This is a genomic window from Algibacter luteus (genome assembly GCF_030344935.1).
GTDB lineage: Bacteria > Bacteroidota > Bacteroidia > Flavobacteriales > Flavobacteriaceae > Arenitalea > Arenitalea lutea.
On the sequence record NZ_CP128313.1, the window covers coordinates 2702168 to 2722657 of the forward strand.

The 20490-nt window shown below is 33.6% G+C and carries 18 protein-coding genes; 11 read left to right on the plus strand and 7 right to left on the minus strand.

What is annotated here, in order from left to right:
- Window positions 1–49 precede the first annotated feature (49 nt).
- A complete protein-coding gene (locus tag O5O44_RS11260; RefSeq protein WP_289194445.1) occupies window positions 50–1228 on the plus strand; it encodes an acetyl-CoA C-acyltransferase in 1179 nt (392 codons plus the stop codon).
- Window positions 1229–1282: 54 nt separating this feature from the next.
- Complete coding sequence (locus O5O44_RS11265) at window positions 1283–2032, plus strand: C40 family peptidase (RefSeq protein ID WP_289194446.1); 750 nt, start codon at window positions 1283–1285, stop codon at window positions 2030–2032.
- 56 nt (window positions 2033–2088) lie between these two features.
- Here the strand turns inward: O5O44_RS11265 and O5O44_RS11270 are convergent, their stop codons facing one another.
- Together O5O44_RS11270 and gyrA are read right to left on the minus strand one after the other, a co-directional pair.
- Window positions 2089–3345, minus strand: a complete 1257-nt coding sequence (locus O5O44_RS11270) for a tetratricopeptide repeat protein (RefSeq protein WP_019387163.1) — start codon at window positions 3343–3345, stop codon at window positions 2089–2091.
- 23 nt (window positions 3346–3368) lie between these two features.
- Window positions 3369–5924: a DNA gyrase subunit A gene (gene gyrA / locus O5O44_RS11275; RefSeq protein ID WP_289194447.1), complete on the minus strand. Its 2556-nt coding sequence runs from the start codon at window positions 5922–5924 to the stop codon at window positions 3369–3371.
- Between the two features lie 260 nt (window positions 5925–6184).
- Here gyrA and O5O44_RS11280 point away from each other — a divergent pair, with 260 nt between their 5' ends.
- The 5 genes from O5O44_RS11280 to O5O44_RS11300 all read left to right on the plus strand — a co-directional run bounded on the left by O5O44_RS11280 (window position 6185) and on the right by O5O44_RS11300 (window position 11556).
- A complete protein-coding gene (locus O5O44_RS11280; protein WP_019387165.1) occupies window positions 6185–8731 on the plus strand; it encodes an ATP-dependent Clp protease ATP-binding subunit in 2547 nt (848 codons plus the stop codon).
- A 59-nt stretch (window positions 8732–8790) separates the two neighbouring features.
- A complete protein-coding gene (locus tag O5O44_RS11285) occupies window positions 8791–9156 on the plus strand; it encodes a hypothetical protein (RefSeq protein WP_289194448.1) in 366 nt (121 codons plus the stop codon).
- A gap of 124 nt (window positions 9157–9280) precedes the next feature.
- Window positions 9281–9841 (plus strand): RNA polymerase sigma factor, encoded by a 561-nt coding sequence (locus O5O44_RS11290; RefSeq protein ID WP_289194449.1) that lies wholly within the window; start codon window positions 9281–9283, stop codon window positions 9839–9841.
- 14 nt (window positions 9842–9855) lie between these two features.
- Window positions 9856–10422, plus strand: coding sequence for a hypothetical protein (locus O5O44_RS11295; RefSeq protein ID WP_289194450.1), 567 nt, complete (start codon window positions 9856–9858; stop codon window positions 10420–10422).
- A gap of 45 nt (window positions 10423–10467) precedes the next feature.
- Window positions 10468–11556: a DUF4097 family beta strand repeat-containing protein gene (locus O5O44_RS11300; RefSeq protein WP_289194451.1), complete on the plus strand. Its 1089-nt coding sequence runs from the start codon at window positions 10468–10470 to the stop codon at window positions 11554–11556.
- 70 nt (window positions 11557–11626) lie between these two features.
- Here O5O44_RS11300 and O5O44_RS11305 read toward each other — a convergent pair whose 3' ends face one another.
- Together O5O44_RS11305 and O5O44_RS11310 are read right to left on the minus strand one after the other, a co-directional pair.
- Window positions 11627–13015: an MFS transporter gene (locus O5O44_RS11305; RefSeq protein WP_019387170.1), complete on the minus strand. Its 1389-nt coding sequence runs from the start codon at window positions 13013–13015 to the stop codon at window positions 11627–11629.
- Between the two features lie 66 nt (window positions 13016–13081).
- The gene (locus O5O44_RS11310; RefSeq protein WP_019387171.1) at window positions 13082–13900 is read right to left on the minus strand and encodes a M48 family metallopeptidase; all 819 of its coding nucleotides are present in this window, start codon (window positions 13898–13900) and stop codon (window positions 13082–13084) included.
- A 187-nt stretch (window positions 13901–14087) separates the two neighbouring features.
- On the opposite strand from O5O44_RS11310, the gene msrB reads away from it, so the two are divergent.
- Together msrB and O5O44_RS11320 are read left to right on the plus strand one after the other, a co-directional pair.
- Window positions 14088–14570, plus strand: a complete 483-nt coding sequence (msrB, locus tag O5O44_RS11315; protein WP_289194452.1) for a peptide-methionine (R)-S-oxide reductase MsrB — start codon at window positions 14088–14090, stop codon at window positions 14568–14570.
- A 93-nt stretch (window positions 14571–14663) separates the two neighbouring features.
- Window positions 14664–15215 carry a DUF1572 family protein gene (locus O5O44_RS11320; protein ID WP_289194453.1) on the plus strand — a complete coding sequence of 184 codons (552 nt, stop codon included), beginning with the start codon at window positions 14664–14666 and terminating at the stop codon, window positions 15213–15215.
- A gap of 261 nt (window positions 15216–15476) precedes the next feature.
- Here the strand turns inward: O5O44_RS11320 and O5O44_RS11325 are convergent, their stop codons facing one another.
- On the minus strand, window positions 15477–16760 hold the full coding sequence (locus O5O44_RS11325) for an NAD(P)/FAD-dependent oxidoreductase (RefSeq protein WP_289194454.1): 1284 nt from the start codon (window positions 16758–16760) through the stop codon (window positions 15477–15479).
- 105 nt (window positions 16761–16865) lie between these two features.
- Between O5O44_RS11325 and lpdA the strand changes: the two genes are divergently transcribed.
- Window positions 16866–18242 carry a dihydrolipoyl dehydrogenase gene (lpdA, locus tag O5O44_RS11330; protein ID WP_289194455.1) on the plus strand — a complete coding sequence of 459 codons (1377 nt, stop codon included), beginning with the start codon at window positions 16866–16868 and terminating at the stop codon, window positions 18240–18242.
- Between the two features lie 106 nt (window positions 18243–18348).
- Here lpdA and aroQ read toward each other — a convergent pair whose 3' ends face one another.
- Both aroQ and O5O44_RS11340 read right to left on the minus strand, forming a co-directional pair.
- Window positions 18349–18762: a type II 3-dehydroquinate dehydratase gene (aroQ, locus tag O5O44_RS11335; RefSeq protein WP_289194456.1), complete on the minus strand. Its 414-nt coding sequence runs from the start codon at window positions 18760–18762 to the stop codon at window positions 18349–18351.
- Between the two features lie 75 nt (window positions 18763–18837).
- Window positions 18838–19320 (minus strand): DUF3575 domain-containing protein, encoded by a 483-nt coding sequence (locus O5O44_RS11340; protein WP_289194457.1) that lies wholly within the window; start codon window positions 19318–19320, stop codon window positions 18838–18840.
- 223 nt (window positions 19321–19543) lie between these two features.
- On the opposite strand from O5O44_RS11340, the gene xerD reads away from it, so the two are divergent.
- Window positions 19544–20440, plus strand: a complete 897-nt coding sequence (gene xerD / locus O5O44_RS11345) for a site-specific tyrosine recombinase XerD (protein WP_289194458.1) — start codon at window positions 19544–19546, stop codon at window positions 20438–20440.
- Window positions 20441–20490 lie beyond the last annotated feature (50 nt).

A 20490-nucleotide genomic window follows, 5' to 3' on the forward strand; every position in this document is an offset into this window, starting at 1 on the left:
ACTAAAAAATCGTTATTTTCGCAAGTACTAAACTAAAACGTTTGTATTGATGAATAGAGAAGTCGTAATTGTTTCCGCTGCAAGAACTCCAATTGGAAGTTTTTTAGGTTCATTATCAACTATTCCTGCCCCTAAATTGGGTGCAATTGCCATTAAAGGTGCTTTAGATAAAATACAACTAGACCCAAATTTGGTTGAAGAAGTATTAATGGGAAATGTTGTACAAGCTGGTACAGGACAAGCTCCTGCAAGACAAGCTGCTATTTACGCAGGCATACCTAATACGGTGCCTTGTACTACAATTAACAAAGTATGTGCATCGGGTATGAAAACGGTAATGCAAGCTGCTCAAGCTATAGCCTTAGGAGATGCCAACATAGTTGTGGCCGGAGGTATGGAAAACATGAGTCTTATTCCTCATTATCTTCATGCTAGAAGTGCTACGAAATTTGGACCAGCAACTCTAGTTGATGGCATGCAAAAAGATGGATTAGTGGATGCTTACGATCAAAATGCCATGGGTGTATGTGCAGACGCCTGTGCTACTAAATATAAATTTTCTAGAGAAGACCAAGATGCTTATGCAATTCAATCTTACAATCGCTCTAAAGCAGCATGGGACTCAGGCAAGTTTAATAATGAAGTTGTATCTGTTGAAGTACCTCAACGTCGAGGAGAACCTATTATTGTGAGTGTAGATGAAGAATTTACCAATGTTAAATTAGATAAAATCCCTCACTTACGTCCAGCGTTTTCAAAAGATGGTACAGTAACCGCTGCGAATGCCTCTACAATTAACGATGGTGCTGGAGCAATGGTTTTAATGAGTAAAGAAAAGGCCGAAGAACTAGGTTTAAAACCTTTGGCAATCATAAAAAGTTATGCCGATGCAGCGCACGAGCCAGAATGGTTTACAACCGCTCCTGCTAAAGCTTTACCTAAAGCATTGGACAAAGCTGGATTATCTATTGATCAAGTTGATTTTTTTGAATTTAATGAAGCCTTTGCAGTAGTTGGTTTAGCGAATATGAAAATTTTAGAGCTTAACGATAATAATGTCAATGTAAATGGTGGTGCTGTTTCTCTTGGTCATCCACTTGGATGTTCTGGAGTTAGAATTCTAATTACTCTATTAAATGTATTAGAACAAAATAACGCTAAAATAGGAGCCGCTGCAATTTGCAATGGCGGTGGAGGCGCATCTGCCATGATTATTGAACGCCCATAAAAAAAATTGAATTGACCATTTCTTTTTTAGATATATAACTACGAAAATTTATTAATGCAGTACGGTATTTGTAATTTAAGCATTGTTCCACTTCGAAATGAGCCTTCTGATAAAAGCGAATTAGTTTCTCAGGTGATTTATGGCGACTTATTCAAAGTTTTAGAGCAACGTAAAAAATGGAGTAGAATTAGGTTGGCATTTGACAAATATGAAGGTTGGATTGACAACAAACAATACCTAGAAATTACTGAAGAGCAATACAAATCTCTTAATAGCGAAAAGACACTATTATCTACTGATTTAGTCGAGTTTATTGAAGATAATAACCAACAATTATTTCCAATTCCTTTAGGATCTTGCTTAAATGGATTAGCCTTGTTAAATCACAAATACGATGGAAACTTATTTGATGGTAAGAACGAAAAATCGAACCTTATAAATTCGGCATTTACTTTTCTAAATGCCCCTTATTTATGGGGAGGCAAAACGCCTTTTGGTATTGATTGTTCTGGTTTTACACAGATGGTTTATAAACTAAATGGTTATAAATTGTTACGTGATGCATCACAACAAGCAACGCAAGGTGAAGCGCTTAGTTTTATTGAAGAAAGTGAACCTGGAGATTTAGCTTTTTTTGATAATGACGAAGGAGCCATTGTGCATGTGGGTATTATTATGAAAGACAACTACATTATTCATGCACACGGTAAGGTTAGAATAGATCGCTTAGATCATTCTGGTATTTATAATGTGGATTCTGGAGCACACACACATAAATTACGCGTGATTAAAAAAATCATATAAAAAAGCCGCTAAAAAGCGGCTTTTTTTACAACAATAAAACTTTAAAAATTTTTACTTTATTCGCCTCCAGACATAGCATCTAGTTTAGCGCTAATCTCTTTTGATTTCTGAGTTTCACCTAAAGCATTATAGATGTTTTTTAGCTGCGTCAAAATATCAGCATTTGCTTCAGGGTTATTATCTATAAAAGTCGTTAATACTCCAGCACCTTTTAAAAATAGATTGTTTTTATCTTCTTTTAATTTCTCGTACTTAATATCATCAGCTTTACTCATTCCTAATTTACCCATTTCTTCAATAACCACATTTCCTTTTTCAATGAATAAGTTTGAAAGATTTAAAGCGGCATTAGTGTAAGCTGGATCTAGGCTTAATACTTTTTCGTAAGATTTTTGAGCTTGATCTAAATCTCCTTTATTCATGCTAACTACTCCAACATTATAGTGAAGTACTGCATTTTCTGGATCTTTAGTAATAGCTTCTTCTATTAACGATTTAAATTTATCTTCATCTTTTAGTTGTAAATGAATATTGGCTTCATTAATAATTAAGTCTACATTGTCAGGATTCTCTGCTCTGGCATCTTTAATTGCAGCAAGTGCTTTTTCATTATCTCCATTCGAGATATAGATTAAAGCAATATTCTTAACTATTTCTGGCTTTTTAGATTCTGTTAAACGCTCTCCTGGTTTAACATGGCTTCCTCCTCTAACATATAAATCGCGAGTAGCTTTATCTAATACAACTTCTTCGCCAGTTTCTTTATCTGTTGCATAATACTCTTTTGCAATACCAGTATATCCTAAATCTTTAAGTTCTTCGTAAAGTTTTAACGCTCTATCGTACTCTTTTACGTTTACAGCAGTCGCTGCCGCATAATATAGAAATAAGGTATCGGTTGCTTTTGCTCTATAAGCACGCTCAAATTGTACCGAAGCAGCGCCATAATCCTTACCTTCATATGCCGTATTACCTTTAGTTAAAAAGTCGTTATACATGGTGGTTTTAAAAGCATCAACTTCCTCCTTGTAACTACCAGTTTCAACTTTGTCAAAGCTGGCAAATGCTTGATCTACTTCTGCAGAGCTTCCTTTACCATCAGCAAATAATGCAACTCCGGTTAAATAATAATATTTAGACTTCATATTCTCGTCCATAGCACCCATTAATGCTTCAGCACTTTTTAATGCTTCTTTTGCAGCTGCAAAGTTTTTGCTTTTAATAGCCTTTTCAACAGTTTTCAATTCTTTTTTTTGTGCAAATGAAAATGCACTTATCGAAAATGCTAAAGCTATAATAATTTGTTTTTTCATTTTAAATAATGTTAAGTTTAATATTAAGTGTTATTATCGTCTGTATTGTTATCAATAGTTGTGCCATCATTCGAAGCATCAGTGTTTTCAGCCCCTTCTACATCTTCAACTTCGTCTTCATCATGCATTACTTTAGCAACTGCCGCAATAGAATCATTGCCTTTAAGGTTTATGAGTTTTACCCCTTGTGTTGCTCTTCCCATAACTCTTAAATCGGCAACTACCATTCGAATTGCAATACCAGATTTATTGATAATCATTAAGTCATCATTATCCGTTACACTTTTAATAGCTACTAGATTTCCCGTTTTTGGGGTAATAGATATAGTTTTCACACCTTTCCCTCCTCGATTAGTTACTCTGTAAACTGGCTCTCCATCTTCCGGATCATCAATATAAGTACGTTTTCCATATCCGTTTTCAGACACCACTAAAACGGATTCTTCTTGAGGGTTTTCAATGGTTACCATACCAATTACTTCGTCTTTGGCATTAGCTAACTTTATACCTCTAACACCGGATGCTCCACGACCCATAGGACGCGTCTTAGCTTCTTCAAATCGGATAGCTTTACCAGATTTAAGCGCCAACATAACTTGACTGTTTCCAGTGGTTAACTTCGCTTCTAAAAGCTCATCGTTATCTTTAATTGTTATGGCATTAATCCCATTTGTTCTTGGTCTTGAGTATTGCTCTAAAGATGTCTTTTTAACTTGACCATTTTTAGTAGCCATAATAACATAATGGTTATTAATGTAATCTTCATCTTTTAAATCTTGAGTACAGATAAATGCCATTACCTTATCATCTTGTTCGATATTGATAAGGTTCTGAATGGCTCTTCCTTTCGACGTTTTGCTTCCTTCTGGAATTTCATAAACACGCATCCAGAAACATTTTCCTTTCTGGGTGAAGAACAACATATATTGATGGTTTGTCCCAACAAATAAATGCTCTAAGAAATCTTCATTTCTCGTTGTTGAAGCCTTTTGACCTACACCACCTCTATTTTGCGTTTTATATTCAGTTAACGAAGTACGTTTAATATATCCCGCATGAGAAATGGTAATAACTACTTGCTCGTCTGGAATCATGTCCTCGATACTTAAATCGCCTCCAGCATATTCAATCGTTGATCGACGCTCATCACCGTATTTATCTCTGATAACTTCCAACTCCTCTTTAATGATATCCATTCGACGTTCTTTTTTGTCTAAAATATCTTTAAGATCGATTATTGTTTTCATTAACTCTTCGTATTCTGAACGCAACTTATCTTGCTCTAAACCAGTAAGCTGGCGTAACCTCATTTCAACAATCGCCTTAGCTTGAATTTCGGTAAGCTCAAATCGTTTAATCAAGTTATTTCTCGCTTCATCGGCATTTGAAGATGCTCGAATTATTGCAATTACTTCATCAATATTATCAGAAGCAATGATTAAACCTTCTAATATATGAGCGCGCTCTTCTGCCTTTCTTAATTCATAAGTCGTTCTTCTGACAACTACATCATGTCTATGCTCAACGAAATAATGGATTAATTCTTTTAAGTTTAACAACTGCGGTCTTCCTTTAACCAATGCAATGTTATTAACACTGAATGAAGACTGTAGGGCAGTGTACTTATATAATTTATTTAAAACGATATTTGGAATGGCATCACGTTTTAATACGTAAACAATGCGCATTCCGTTTCTATCTGATTCATCACGAATTGTTGAAATGCCTTCTAACTTTTTATCGTTAACCAAATCCGCAGTTTTCTTGATCATGTCTGCTTTATTGACTTGATAAGGAATTTCATCAACTATGATGCATTCTCTTCCGTTTACCTCCTCAATATTGGCTTTACCACGAATCACAATTCGCCCTCTACCAGTATGAAATGCTTCTTTTACTCCGTCGTAGCCATAAATGGTTCCTCCTGTTGGGAAATCTGGAGCCTTAACATGTTGTATCAGTTCATCAATTTCAATATCGTTATTTTCAATATATGCAATGGTACCATTTACTACTTCAGTTAAATTATGCGGTGGCATATTAGTTGCCATACCTACTGCTATACCAGAAGCCCCATTCACCAATAGACCTGGAATTCGTGTTGGCAAAACCGTTGGCTCTTGTAGAGTGTCATCAAAATTTAATTTATGATCTACGGTTTCTTTGTCAATATCTGCCAACATGTCTTCAGATATTTTACGCATACGTGCTTCTGTATAACGCATCGCTGCTGGACTATCTCCATCAATTGAACCGAAATTTCCTTGCCCATCAACAAGCATATAACGTAAACTCCATTCTTGAGCCATACGCACCATGGCATCATATACCGAAGTATCACCGTGTGGGTGATATTTACCTAAAACTTCTCCAACTATTCTTGCGGATTTTTTATGTGCGGAATTTGCTCTTACACCCAATTCATGCATCCCATAAAGCACACGTCTGTGTACAGGTTTTAAACCATCTCTTACATCTGGTAACGCACGTGACACAATGACCGACATTGAATAATCAATGTACGCCGACTTCATTTCATCCTCAATATTAATAGGGATTAATTTTTCTCCTTCTGCCATAAATAATTTTATTTAATTTTAAGTATTTTTCAAAACATGCTAATATAAGAATTTCAGTAGTCACGATACGACTAATACCGCTCCTTTTTCATGTAATTTATTAACAATTTAGCCGACTTATTTCGTTAATAAGTATGAACTCTAAAATTTTGATTTTATAAAGATTTTTTCGTCAATTAGCATTTTACAGAATAAATAAGGTACAGTTTTTGACTTTAGTAAAATGTTTTACTATTTTTAATGCAGAAAGGACAACTATTATGGATGATAATTTTTCCCCAAGAGTAAAAGATGTAATTGCTTATAGCAAAGAAGAAGCATTGCGTTTAGGTCATGATTTTATTGGCACCGAACACCTTATGCTAGGACTTTTACGAGACGGCAATGGGAAGGCAATAAACATACTAAATGCCTTAGATATTGATTTAAATCATCTAAGACGTAAAGTAGAAATATTAAGTCCGGCAAATCCTAATATTACGCTGGCTTCAAATCAAAAAAAGAACCTACATCTTACTAGGCAAGCAGAACGCGCTTTAAAAACAACATTCTTAGAGGCTAAGTTATTTCAAAGCACCTCTATTAATACGGCGCATTTATTGTTATGCATTTTAAGAAATGAAAACGACCCAACTACCAAACTTTTAAATAAATTAAAAGTTGACTACGATAATGTTAAAGAACAATTTAAACTTATGATTACAAACGATAACGATTATATAGAGCCAAAATCTGAATTTCAAGACGATGACAGTGCTCAAGAAGGCGAATCAGGAAAAGAAAACATTTTTAATGCCCCAGCGGGTAAGTCTAATAAGAAGTCTAAAACACCTGTTTTAGATAATTTTGGACGCGATTTAACCGCTTTAGCAGAAGAAGGCAAGTTAGACCCTGTAGTAGGAAGAGAAAAAGAAATTCAGCGTGTTTCACAGATATTAAGTAGAAGAAAGAAAAACAACCCGCTTTTAATTGGTGAACCTGGAGTTGGTAAATCTGCCATTGCTGAAGGTTTAGCTCTTAGAATTGTGAAACGTAAAGTGTCTCGAATTTTGTTCAATAAACGTGTTGTCACTCTAGATTTGGCAAGCTTAGTTGCTGGAACAAAATACAGAGGACAGTTTGAAGAACGCATGAAAGCCGTGATGAACGAGCTTGAAAAAAATGACGATGTTATTTTATTTATTGATGAGATTCATACCATTGTAGGTGCAGGTGGTGCCACTGGAAGTTTAGATGCTTCAAATATGTTTAAACCTGCTTTAGCTAGAGGAGAAATTCAATGTATAGGTGCCACAACATTAGATGAATACAGACAATATATTGAGAAAGATGGTGCTTTAGAACGTCGATTCCAGAAAGTAATTGTTGAACCAACTACAGTTGAAGAAACTATTGAAATTCTTAATAACATTAAAGGTAAATACGAAGAGCATCATAATGTGGATTACACACCCGAAGCTATTGAAGCTTGTGTGAAGTTAACTAATAGGTATATGACTGAGCGATTTTTACCAGACAAAGCTATCGATGCGTTGGATGAGGCTGGGTCGCGTGTGCACATCACAAATATTGATGTTCCAAAGCAGGTAATAGAACTTGAAAAGCAGCTAGAAGCCATAAAAGAATCGAAGAATGCTGTAGTTAGAAAACAGAAATACGAAGAAGCTGCTAAACTTAGAGATGATGAAAAACGCATTGAAAAAGAACTCGCAATAGCCCAAGAAAAGTGGGAAGAGGAAACCAAACAACATCGCGAAATTGTTACTGAAGATAATGTTGCCGATGTCGTTTCAATGATGACAGGTGTTCCTGTAAACAGAATTGCTCAAACCGAAATCAATAAACTGGCAGAATTGCCTAACCTCATAAAAGGTAAAGTTATAGGTCAAGATGAAGCTGTTGCCAAAGTTGTAAAAGCTATTCAGCGTAACAGAGCAGGTTTAAAAGACCCGAACAAACCCATTGGTTCATTTATATTCTTGGGGCAAACAGGGGTTGGTAAAACCCAATTAGCCAAAGTATTATCTAGAGAGTTATTTGATAGTGAAGAATCGCTTGTTAGAATTGACATGAGTGAGTACATGGAGAAGTTTGCGATTTCTAGATTAATTGGAGCACCTCCGGGATACGTAGGCTATGAAGAAGGTGGGCAGCTTACAGAAAAAGTAAGAAGAAAACCCTATGCTGTAATTCTTTTAGACGAAATTGAAAAAGCACATCCAGACGTATTTAATATGCTATTACAAGTACTTGACGATGGCTATTTAACTGATAGTTTAGGAAGAAAAATTGATTTTAGAAATACGATAATTATAATGACTTCGAACATCGGAGCTCGAAAATTAAAAGATTTTGGTACCGGTATTGGTTTTGGCACCGCTTCGCAAAAAGCACAAGAGGATGCCAACGCAAGAAGTGTTATTGAAAACGCTTTGAAAAAATCTTTTGCACCCGAATTTTTAAATAGAATAGACGACGTGGTTGTATTCAACGCACTAGAAAAAGAAGATATTAATAAAATTATTGATATCGAGTTAGAGAAACTTTTAATAAGAATAAAAGGTTTAGGTTACAACTTAATCTTAACAGATAAAGCCAAAGACTATATCGCAGAAAAAGGTTTCGATAAACAATATGGAGCAAGACCGTTAAAAAGAGCTATTCAAAAATATGTTGAAGATGCATTAGCTGAAGAAATTGTTGCTTCGAAGCTTCAGGAAGGCGACAATATTAAAATAGAACTTGATGATAAAACCAATGAATTGAGTATAAGTATTGAAAAAGCTGAAAAACCTACTGAATCATAAATTTAAGTTTTCAAGATAACAATATTATTCAATACTGAAATTTTATTATTAAATATTCTATGCAAGAACAATTAGATTTTTGTGAATTAGATTTTTACGAAAATTATGTGATTTGTCGCATCAACGAGGGCGAAGAAATTGATGCTAAAAAAAATAATTTACAAACAGATGCGATTATAAAACATTTCAAAGGAAAACCATTTGTTTACATTACACATCGGGTAAATTCCTATTCAGTTGATCCAAAGATTTACTACGATTCATCTGAAATTGAAAGTTTAGTAGGGTTTGCCGTTGTTGGCAACACTTATCTTGCGGTAAGTAATGCAGAAATTGAAAAATTATTTTTAAAAAAACCCTTTGAAATATTTACAGAACTTGATGAAGCGGTAGTTTGGGCACATACCATACTTAAATCTAAATAAGAGACAAAAAAAAATTGTCTTAACCGACTTAAATCCTACATTCTAAATGAGCGTAGGATTTTTTTTTTGGGCTAACTGTAACAAAAATTAAAAACACTTATCTATAATATAACAACTTGATTTTTTGAAACTAACCGAATTAAATAACGATCAATTAATCAAGCTTTGTGTTTCTGGTAACCAATCGGCGCAATTGGAAATTTATAACCGGTATTACAAAGCTATGTTTAACACCAGTTTAAGAATTGTGAAGAACAATTTTGAAGCTGAAGATATTATGCAAGATTCGTTTTTAATGGCATTTACAAAAATAAAAACCCTAAAAAACCATGCAACATTTGGGTCTTGGTTAAAGCGAATAGTTGTTAATAACAGTATCTATCATTATAAAAAAAATAACAAAAACAAAGAAGTTCCATTGGATGATGTGTTATATAAAATTGAAGACGGTCCCGATGGTATTTCGAGTGACTATGAGTTTACAACCCTAAAAGCACAACAAATTTTAAATACTCTGAAAACATTAAAAGACAACTATAGAATTGCCCTAACCTTAAATTTAATTGAAGGTTATGATTACGAAGAAATAAGTGAAATCATGAATTTAACTAATGCAAATTGCAGAACAACAATCTCAAGAGCAAAAGAAAGTTTAAGACAAAAATTAACAACAACTTTTGCTTAATAAATTATAAGGTTATGAATAAAAATACTTTAGATAATGTTTTTAAAAAATTAGAAAACGATTTTGATATTGAAATGCCAAATGAAGGTCATGAAAAACGTTTTCTGAGCAAATTAAACGATAGCAAAAGCTTAACTAAATACTCAGAAACTAAAACAAATTTCTGGAAACCATTCTTAGGCATTGCAGCATCAATAGCTCTAATTTTATCAATTTTTGTTGTAACTCAGCAAGAAAATAATACAGGAGATTTAGCTAGCGTATCACCTAAAATGGCTGAAACTCAAGATTTTTTTACACTCACAATAAATGAAGAGCTAAACAAACTTAATGCAGCTTCATCGCCTGAAGTTAAAAACCTTATTGATGATGCCTTACTTCAAATTAAAAAATTAGAAAATGACTATAACTCATTAAAAACCGATTTAATAGAAAGTGGCGACGACAATAGAGTTATTTATGCTATGATTTCAAATTTTCAAAACAGAATAGACATTTTACAAAATACACTTGAGCAAATAGAAAATATAAAAGAATTAAAAAAATCATCAAATCTTGCAGCATCTGAAACTGTAATTTAAAATTACTATAGATGCAACATTAATCATTAATTAAAAAGCAAACACATGAAACGAGCATTACATTTTAAAACATTTATAGCATTACTAATGCTGCCACTATTTATTTCTGCTTCACCAGCGGTAAAAGACAAACACACTAAAACCAAAACTATTAACAAAGAATTTAAGGTTAGCAAAAATGCTACTTTAAAAGTAAAAAATAGTTATGGTAATATTGAAGTGGTTACTTGGGGCGAAAACCGGATAGTATTCGAAATTACAATAACAACCTCTGGTAACGACGAAGAAAAAGTCGAAGAAAAACTTAACGACATCGACGTAAAATTCTCAGCATCTGTTGATTGGGTTTCGGCTGAAACACAGTTCAATAAAAACAACTCTAAATCTTGGTGGAAATGGAATAATAAAAACAATGTAAACATGAAAATTAATTACATTGTAAAAATGCCCATTACCGGAAATGTAAATTTAAATAACGATTATGGCAACATAAGCCTAGAAAAATTAGAAGGAAAAGCCGAAATAAACTGTGATTATGGAAAAATAACCACAAGAGAGCTCATGGCAGACAATAATGTTTTAAACTTTGATTACACAAAAGGCTGCTATTTTGAATACATTAAAAGTGGCAAAATAAATGCAGATTACAGCGATTTTACAGTTTCAAAAACCAAAAATCTAAACATTAATGCAGATTACACAAACACTAAAATTGAAGTTGCTGAAGATATAAGTTACAACTGCGACTACGGTAATTTAAAAATTGATAAAGCCAACAATATTAATGGTAATGGTGATTATCTAACAACTATAATTGGCGAGGTATACAAAAACGTGTCCTTGAAAGCAGATTACGGTTCTATAAAAATTAATAGAATGACAGAAAATGCTGGAAACGTAAACATTGAATCTGATTATGTTGGTATCAAAATAGGTTACGCACCTGGTTATAATTTTGATTTTGAAATTGATTTAGAATATGCTTCATTAAATGATGATAATGATTTAGAGTTTACTCAAAAAATCGTCGAATCTACCGATAAGTATTATTCTGGTTATCGTGGAAATAAATCTTCAGGAAATAAAATTAAAGTAACTTCAGATTATGGAAGCCTAACCCTATATAAAAATTAATTCATCAATTAAAAAATCAACAGGTTTTACAAAATCCTCTTAAATTAGAGGATTTTGTTATTTATAAAACCTAATTAATTTCATTTTTTGGCACTCTTAATAAAAGTACAATTCCTGCTAAAAAGAAAACAAACAAAAATAAAATACCATTTCTCATACTACCCGTTATTTGATCAATAAATGCAAAAATGACCATCCCTATAACTATCCCTATTTTTTCTGCTACATCATAAAAACTAAAGTATGATGTGGTATCCTCCGTTTCCGGTAAAAATTTAGAGTAAGTAGAACGTGCTAAAGATTGTACGCCACCCATTACTAAACCAACGATGCTTGCTGCAATATAAAACTGCATAGGAGTATGCATAAAATAAGCATAAAAACAAAGCGCCATCCAAATGCCATTTACTACAATTAGCGTTTTAATATTCCCAAATTTATAAGATGCTTTTGATGTTAAAAACGCCCCTAAAATGGCCACCAATTGTATGACTAATATACTTACAATAAGACCCATTGTTTTTTCGCTAGCGCCTCCCCAAGAAATTTCTTCTTCGCCAAAATAAACTGCTACTAACATAATGGTTTGAACTGCCATACTAAACACAAAAAATGCGTATAAATACCGTTTTAATCGAAGGTTAAGTTGTAATTGTTTCCAGACTTGTTGAAGCTCCTTTAATCCATTAAAAATAATGGCTTTTGTTACTTTATGACCAGAAGACACACCTTTAGGTAAATAGTAAAAAGAATATTGACTAAACAAAGCCCACCAAACACCAACTGTTATAAATGATATTTTCATAGCTTCAAAAGACGCCCCATCTTTAGCCGCTTTTAATGCGCTGGCAATTTCAGCTTCAGTACCATTTTCAATAATTGTTTGAGATATACTAATATCGAATCCAAAATATTGAGGAAACATAACCATACATAAGTTCAAAATCAGTAAAAGCACACTTCCTAAATACCCTAATGAAAACCCTTTGGCACTAACTTGATCTTGTTGTTCTGGAAACGCAATATCAGGTAAATAAGAGTTATAAAATACCAAACTTCCCCAATAGCCAATTAAACCCATAAAGTAAAATAGCAGACTTAAATGTATTCTTTCAGGAGTAATATCAAACCAGTATAAACCAATACAACCTGCACTACCAACATAACAAAAGAATTTTAAAAAGTTCTTTTTATTTCCGACATAATCAGCAATACCAGAAAGAATTGGAGAGGTAATAGCTACAACTAAAAATGTGAAGGCTGTTACGAATGTGATTAGCGCTGTACTTTTAAATTCGAATCCAAAAGCTTGAACAGTTTTTATTTCAGAAATAAATAATGCTGAATAAAAAATAGGGAAAATTGAAGATGCAATGGTAAGTGTGTAAACTGAATTTGCCCAATCGTAAAAAGCCCAAGCATTTAATAGTTTTTTACTTCCTTTTTCTAAAACTGCCATAATAAAAAAGCTGCTCTTTTATGAGCAGCTCCTAAAATAATCAATATTTTTAATCCGTAAGGGTTTCTATTGTCTAAATGAGGTAACCCCAAACTTTTTCGCTTCTGCTCTTGCTTTTGGCGCCCAAGCTTTAAGGTTCGCAATTCTTGTATCGTTTGATGGGTGTGTACTTAAAAACTCAGGTGGTGCTTGCCCTCCACTGTTTGCTTTCATACGTTGCCAAAGCTTTGAGGCTTCATCAGGATTATAACCCGCTATGGCCATTAAATAAATACCTATTTGATCAGACTCCGTTTCATGACTTCTGCTAAAAGGTAACATAATTCCTAATTGAGACCCTATACCATAATATTGGTTAAACGCATTTCTAGATTCTTCATCCTTAATGGCAATATTTCCTGCTACCGCTCCAAATTGTTGTAACATACCTGCACTCATACGTTGTTGTCCGTGGTTTGCTAAAGCATGCGCCACCTCGTGCCCCATGATAGCCGCAACACCTGCTTCATTTTGAGCAATAGGTAAAATACCTGTATAAAAAACAATTTTACCACCTGGCATACACCAAGCGTTTACCGTATTATCTTCTACTAGATTGTATTCCCATTTATAATCTTCTAAATAAGATTGATGACCATTAGCATTTAACCATCGTTCTGCAGCAACAGCAATTCGCTGTCCAACGCGAGTTATCATTTCTGATTCTTTTGTTCCAGTTACAACTTTATTTTCATTTAAAAATTGACTGTACTGAGCAAAAGCCGTAGGAAACAATTGAGAATTAGGCACTAAAGCCATAGTCTTTTTACCTGTAAATGGATTTGTAGCGCAAGCAATAACAAAAGCTGCAACTAAAATTAATAAAAGTGTATTCTTTATCTTCATCTTTCTAAGGGTTTTATAGAATTCTTAAAAATACAAAAATTGTACCTTATTAAATTGAGACACTAAAAATATTTATTGGTCACATCAAATAAAAATTTAGAAAAGGATCTTTAATTTTATAATTTGTTTAAAATGAATGTTATGTTTACAATGAACAAGCGACTTAAAGATATAAAACTGCATAAAAATGAATAAAATACTAATATTATTAGTTATCACCATTGTTTTTAGTTGTAACTCTTCAGCACAGAAAAAACAAGAAAAATCCAATGAAAACTTTAAAATAACCAAAACTGAAGCGGAATGGAAAGCACAATTAACGGATAAAGAATATTATGTTTTACGTAAAAGTGGAACAGAAGCAGCATTTTCCAGTCCGTTTAATAAAAACTATCAGGCTGGTGTTTATGTTTGTAAAGGATGTGATACCCCATTATTTAAGAGTGAGCATAAATACGATTCTGGGTCTGGGTGGCCTAGTTTTGATAGGGAAATAGAAGGTAATGTTGCTTTTTCTACTGATTACGATTTAGGTTATGCAAGAACTGAAGAGCATTGTGCTACTTGCGGCGGGCATTTAGGACATGTTTTTAATGACGGACCAAGAGAAACTACAGGGAAACGCCATTGCATAAATGGTGTGGCATTAAAATTTATTCCCAACTATTAATAAACATCTCCTCAATACAGAAAGCTAAATTTCAAGAGTATATTCAATCGGATTGAGATTTAGAATTTAATAATTGTTCATTTATCTTTCAATATGGAAAGTTATCTATCTAGCATCATTAAACAATTTGAATATTACAAGAGCTTAGGCGATAGGACTGTAGCTCAGCTTGATTTTGAGCAGTTGTTGTGGCAACCTAACGAGGAATCAAATAGTATTGCTGTAATTGTAAAGCATATGGTTGGTAATATGCTTAGTAGATGGACTAATTTTTTAACAGAAGATGGTGAAAAAGAATGGCGATATAGAGATGAAGAATTTATTAATACATTCAATTCTAAAGAAGAAATTATCGCTGCATGGGAAAGTGGTTGGTTTTGTTTATTTGATGCTATAAAACCTTTAAAAACGGAACATTTAGAACAAATTGTATACATTAGAAACGGCGGACACACTGTTATTGAAGCTATTAACCGGCAATTAGCTCATTACTCCTATCATGTTGGGCAAATGGTGTTTTTAGGAAAACTATTAAAAGGCGATGCATGGGAATCGTTATCTATCCCCAAAGGGAGTTCTTCTCAATATAATCTGAATAAATTCAGTCAAAATAAAGGGAAACGACATTTTACTGATGACCTTTGAAAAAAGTCTTAGTTCCTGTGACAGTCGGCAGTATGTTATTCACTAACAAAATAAACATTACATAAAAAATTGATGAAGATTTTTTCTTGTAAAGATGAATAAATCTTAATCTAAAAATTAAAAACTAGCAAATATGCCCTGCGAGAAGGATTGAGGCATTTGTTGGAGCTCTTTTTGTGTTGTTGCATTATGCAACACAAAAAAGCGACTGCTGAAAGCCTGTCCCGATTTTTCATCGGGCTCGCCCAAATTAATTGAAAACTAGGATTTTAACTTCTTTTTAAACGGACGAATAATTAAGCGGGCTTCCCTATCAAAACGAACATAATTATATACCCAGTTTATAAAAACCACCATACGGTTTCTAAAGCCGATTAAGAAAAATAAATGTACAAACATCCAAACATACCAAGCGAAAACACCTTGAAATTTCCAGCGTTTTAAATCGACTACCGCTTTGTTTCTTCCAATGGTGGCCATGGCACCTTTATCTTTATAAATAAAAGATTTCATAGGTTTTTCTTCTATTAGTCTTAACATATTATCTCCTAGTTGCTCGCCCTGTTGAATAGCAGGTTGCGCCATCATTGGGAAACCATTTGGAAACTCTTCGCTTACCAAACAGGCAATATCGCCTATTGCAAATATGTTGTTGTATCCTTTAACTTGATTAAAATGATTAACTAAAAGTCGGTTGCCACGTGTTACAAAATCCTCAGCATCTAATCCCTTTATTGTTGCGCCTTTTACGCCTGCAGCCCAAACTAAGGTGGCTGTCTCGAAGGTTAAATCTGTATTGGTGGTTACGGTTTTACCATCGTAATTGGTAACTCTTACGTTTTTCCAAATGTTTACGCCCAACTTTTCAAGAAAATCTTCTGCTTTTGCTGAGGCATTGTCACTCATACCTTTAAGTATGCAATCACTAGATTGAACAATATGAATTTGTGCCAAACGGGTATCTAAATCGGGGTAATCTTTTGGAAGAATACCTTTTTTAATTTCTGCCAACGCACCGGCAAGTTCAACGCCTGTTGGTCCGCCTCCAACAATAACAAAATTCATTAAGGCATTCCGTTCATTTAAATCTGAGGTTAGTAGTGCTTCTTCAAAATTTTCTAATATCAAACTTCTTAAATCTAAAGACTGTGGTATGGTTTTCATTGCCATACTATGCTTTTCTACTTCAACATTCCCAAAATAATTAGTTGTAGAACCAGACGCCACTACCAAATAGTCGAACTTTAACTTACCAATATTTGTTATGACCTTATTTTTTACAGTGTCAATCTCTTCTACATTAGCTAATCTAAAATAGAAGTTAGGAAAATCTTTGAGTATTTTTCGAATAGGATAAGCTATAGAATCAGGCTCTAAACCACCTGTAGATACTTGATATAATAAAGGTTGAAAGGTGTGATAATTGTTTTTATCCAAAAGTACAACTTGCACTTCTTGTTTAGATAATTTCTTTGCTAAGGCAACTCCGGCAAAACCACCGCCAATAATTACAATTCGCGGATAACTTGTTCTAGGTATATTCATAAATTAAAACTTGCGACACAAAGGTAGTATAAAGATGTAAATTTCTAGGCTCTAAATTCTTTATTCAAATTCGATTTTGTAAATTCGCATCTTAAACTTTAACAAATGAGTAAATACGATATTATTGTTCTTGGAAGTGGTCCTGGTGGTTATGTAACAGCTATTAGAGCATCGCAATTAGGTTTTAAAACCGCTATAGTTGAAAAAGAAAATCTTGGTGGTGTATGTTTAAATTGGGGTTGTATTCCAACAAAAGCATTATTAAAGTCTGCACAGGTTTTTGAATACCTTAAACATGCTGAAGATTATGGTTTAAAAGTGAAAGATGCAGCGCATGATTTTGATGCGGTGGTAAACCGAAGCCGTGGTGTTGCTGATGGGATGAGTAAAGGTGTACAATTCCTAATGAAGAAAAACAAAATAGACGTTATTGATGGTTATGGTAAAATAAAACCTGGTAAGAAGGTTGATGTTGACGGAAAAGAGTATAGTGCCGATAATATTATTATAGCAACTGGAGCTCGTTCTCGCGAATTACCAAGTTTACCTCAAGATGGAGAAAAGGTAATTGGTTACAGACAAGCTATGAGCTTAAAGAAACAACCAAAGAAAATGATTGTAGTTGGCTCTGGAGCAATTGGAGTTGAGTTTGCTTATTTTTATAACTCAATGGGTACTGAGGTAACTATTGTTGAATACTTACCGAATATTGTTCCTGTGGAAGACGAGGATGTATCTAAACAATTAGAGCGTTCGTTTAAAAAATCTGGAATTAATATCATGACTTCTGCAGAGGTAACAAAAGTAGATACTTCAGGCAAAGGCGTTAAAGCTACTGTTAAAACTAGTAAAGGCGAAGAAGTATTAGAAGCCGATATTATTTTAAGTGCTGTAGGCATAAAAACAAATATTGAAAATATAGGTTTAGAGGATGTAGGTATTGTTGTTGATAGAGATAAAATTATTGTGAACGATTTTTACCAAACAAATATTCCTGGATATTACGCCATTGGAGATGTAACTCCTGGACCTGCTTTAGCACACGTAGCTTCTGCTGAAGGTATCCTTTGTGTTGAAAAGCTTGCAGGCATGCATGTAGAGCCTATAGACTATGGTAACATTCCTGGATGTACTTACTGTACGCCTGAAATCGCATCGGTTGGTTTAACTGAAAAACAAGCCAAAGACAAAGGTTTAGATATCAAAGTTGGAAAATTCCCGTTCTCAGCTTCTGGTAAAGCAAGTGCTGGAGGAAACAAAGAAGGCTTTGTAAAAGTTATTTTTGATGCTAAATATGGTGAATGGTTAGGTTGCCACATGATAGGTGCTGGAGTAACTGATATGATAGCTGAAGCTGTTTTAGGTAGAAAATTAGAAACTACTGGTCATGAAGTATTAAAAGCTATTCACCCGCATCCTACTATGAGTGAGGCGGTTATGGAAGCTGTTGCTGCTGCATATGATGAAGTGATTCATATCTAGACAATTTAGATTGTTAGATTTTATATGATATAAATTAAAAAGTTCCAGAATTATCTGGAACTTTTTTTTTCTTTTAATCTTAAGCTCTGAGAATCTAAGAAATCTATTAAAAACTTTGAATAGCCAGTTCATAACTCTGCAAACCAAAACCAAGAATAACACCTCTCGCATTAGGCGAAATAAAGGATTGGTGCCTGAATTCTTCTCTATTAAAAGTATTAGAAATATGAACTTCAACTACTAGCGTTTCTATAGCTTTAACGGCGTCGCCAATGCCAACAGAAGTATGTGTATAGGCTGCCGCATTTAATATAATACCATCATAACTAAAACCTACTTCATGTAATTTATCAATAATTTCTCCTTCTATGTTCGATTGAAAATAATCTATTTGTACATTTTGATATTTACCTTTTATCTCCTCTAAAAACTCTGTAAAAGATAAACTTCCATAAATATTTGGTTCTCTTTTTCCTAATAAATTTAAGTTAGGACCGTTGATGATGATTAGTTTTTTCATGAAGTAAATATATTAAAATTTGTGCATAAAAAAAGGGAAGCCAAATGCTTCCCTTTTGATATTTGATATTTTAAATTACCAAGCGTAACCTAGAGCAACACCTAAGCTAACTGCTGCAGAATTAATAGTTACCGCAAGATCATCAGAGCTTCCAGCGACGTAACCTAAGCCTGCAAATACATCAAGTGCAAAATGCTCACCAAAAATCCATTGATGTCCCACTTCTCCTCCTATTGAAAAGAACCCAGCTGAATTGTTAAAATCATCTTCTAACGAGAAATAACCAACTGAAGGACCTGCATGCCAACCTCTTAAAGCTTCATCACTAGAAAAGTAAAATCTATACTCCAAACCTGCTCCAAATCCAGAAACGTCTGAAATATTATAATACAACCCAGCAATAGTTAGTGTTTGGTTATCGTTTGTTGAAAACTCATAACCTGCATTAGCAACTCCAAAAGCTAAACCAATTGGGTTAGCTTTAATCGCTTGCTCCTGAGCATTCATGCTTGTTAAACTTAAAAGTGCAATTGCAACTAATAAAAATAATTTTCTCATAATTTAAAATGTTTTTAGTTTGATTAGAGCAAATAACAACATTTGTTTTCGAAAAATACTACAAACGACCTCAATTATTAACAATTTAATTAACTCAAAAACTTAACTAATTTAAAATCAAATAATTAATTTTTCAGTTATTAATAATTTATACTGAATCAACATAAGAAATTGCTAAAAAGTCAGTATTTATAATTCTATTGAATTAATTACCTTTACCTTAATGAAATGGAAAAACGCAATTAAAGATTATCAACTTTATTTGAAAATAGAACGTGGCTTATCTAAAAATTCTATTGATAATTACAGCTTAGACATCAATAAATTCGTCGCCTATTTAGAACGACACAGTATCGGTATTTCACCAATTGCAATCACAACTGAAACAATACAACAATTTATATACGAAACCGCTAAAACCGTGAATGCCCGATCGCAATCGCGACTAATCTCAGGGTTACGAAGTTTTTTTAGCTATTTGGTTTTTGAAGATTATAGAAAAGACAATCCTTTAGAACTTATAGAGTCGCCTAAAATTGGCAGAAAACTTCCGGACACGTTATCGGAAGAAGAAATAGATCAAATTATAAAAGCCATAGATTTAAGTAAACCTGAAGGCGAACGTAACCGAGCGATGTTAGAAACTTTATACGGTTGCGGGTTGCGTGTTAGCGAACTTATTAACCTTAAGATTTCAGATTTATTTTTTGATGAAGGCTTTATTAAGGTAACAGGTAAAGGTGATAAACAACGTTTTGTTCCTATAATTGATGTGACACAGAAATACATCAACATTTATAGAAAGGAAGTGCGTATTCATTTGAACATTCAACCCGGTCATGAAGATACTTTATTCTTAAACAGACGTGGTAAGCAGCTCACTCGAGCCATGATTTTTACCATAATAAAACAATTAGCAGAAAAAATTGGGCTTAAAAAAAGCATATCACCTCATACCTTTAGGCACTCGTTTGCAACACACCTCTTAGAAAATAATGCTGATTTGCGCTCCATACAATTAATGCTAGGACACGAAAGTATCACAACTACTGAAATATATGTGCATTTAGATAAGAGCCATTTAACTAAAGTTGTAGAGAAATATCATCCTAGGAAATAGCTGTTAGCTGTTGGAAAAATAAAAAAATCCAGCTAGTATACTAACTGGAT

Excerpts from the sequence above, each read along its gene's own strand:
- O5O44_RS11260 (WP_289194445.1), top strand. The coding sequence starts at position 50 with ATGAATAGAGAAGTCGTAATTGTTTCCGCTGCAAGAACTCCAATTGGA.
- O5O44_RS11265 (WP_289194446.1), top strand. The coding sequence starts at position 1,283 with ATGCAGTACGGTATTTGTAATTTAAGCATTGTTCCACTTCGAAATGAG.
- O5O44_RS11270 (WP_019387163.1), bottom strand. The coding sequence starts at position 3,345 with ATGAAAAAACAAATTATTATAGCTTTAGCATTTTCGATAAGTGCATTT.
- gyrA (WP_289194447.1), bottom strand. The coding sequence starts at position 5,924 with ATGGCAGAAGGAGAAAAATTAATCCCTATTAATATTGAGGATGAAATG.
- O5O44_RS11280 (WP_019387165.1), top strand. The coding sequence starts at position 6,185 with ATGGATGATAATTTTTCCCCAAGAGTAAAAGATGTAATTGCTTATAGC.
- O5O44_RS11285 (WP_289194448.1), top strand. The coding sequence starts at position 8,791 with ATGCAAGAACAATTAGATTTTTGTGAATTAGATTTTTACGAAAATTAT.
- O5O44_RS11295 (WP_289194450.1), top strand. The coding sequence starts at position 9,856 with ATGAATAAAAATACTTTAGATAATGTTTTTAAAAAATTAGAAAACGAT.
- O5O44_RS11300 (WP_289194451.1), top strand. The coding sequence starts at position 10,468 with ATGAAACGAGCATTACATTTTAAAACATTTATAGCATTACTAATGCTG.
- O5O44_RS11305 (WP_019387170.1), bottom strand. The coding sequence starts at position 13,015 with ATGGCAGTTTTAGAAAAAGGAAGTAAAAAACTATTAAATGCTTGGGCT.
- O5O44_RS11310 (WP_019387171.1), bottom strand. The coding sequence starts at position 13,900 with ATGAAGATAAAGAATACACTTTTATTAATTTTAGTTGCAGCTTTTGTT.
- msrB (WP_289194452.1), top strand. The coding sequence starts at position 14,088 with ATGAATAAAATACTAATATTATTAGTTATCACCATTGTTTTTAGTTGT.
- O5O44_RS11320 (WP_289194453.1), top strand. The coding sequence starts at position 14,664 with ATGGAAAGTTATCTATCTAGCATCATTAAACAATTTGAATATTACAAG.
- O5O44_RS11325 (WP_289194454.1), bottom strand. The coding sequence starts at position 16,760 with ATGAATATACCTAGAACAAGTTATCCGCGAATTGTAATTATTGGCGGT.
- lpdA (WP_289194455.1), top strand. The coding sequence starts at position 16,866 with ATGAGTAAATACGATATTATTGTTCTTGGAAGTGGTCCTGGTGGTTAT.
- aroQ (WP_289194456.1), bottom strand. The coding sequence starts at position 18,762 with ATGAAAAAACTAATCATCATCAACGGTCCTAACTTAAATTTATTAGGA.
- O5O44_RS11340 (WP_289194457.1), bottom strand. The coding sequence starts at position 19,320 with ATGAGAAAATTATTTTTATTAGTTGCAATTGCACTTTTAAGTTTAACA.
- xerD (WP_289194458.1), top strand. The coding sequence starts at position 19,544 with ATGAAATGGAAAAACGCAATTAAAGATTATCAACTTTATTTGAAAATA.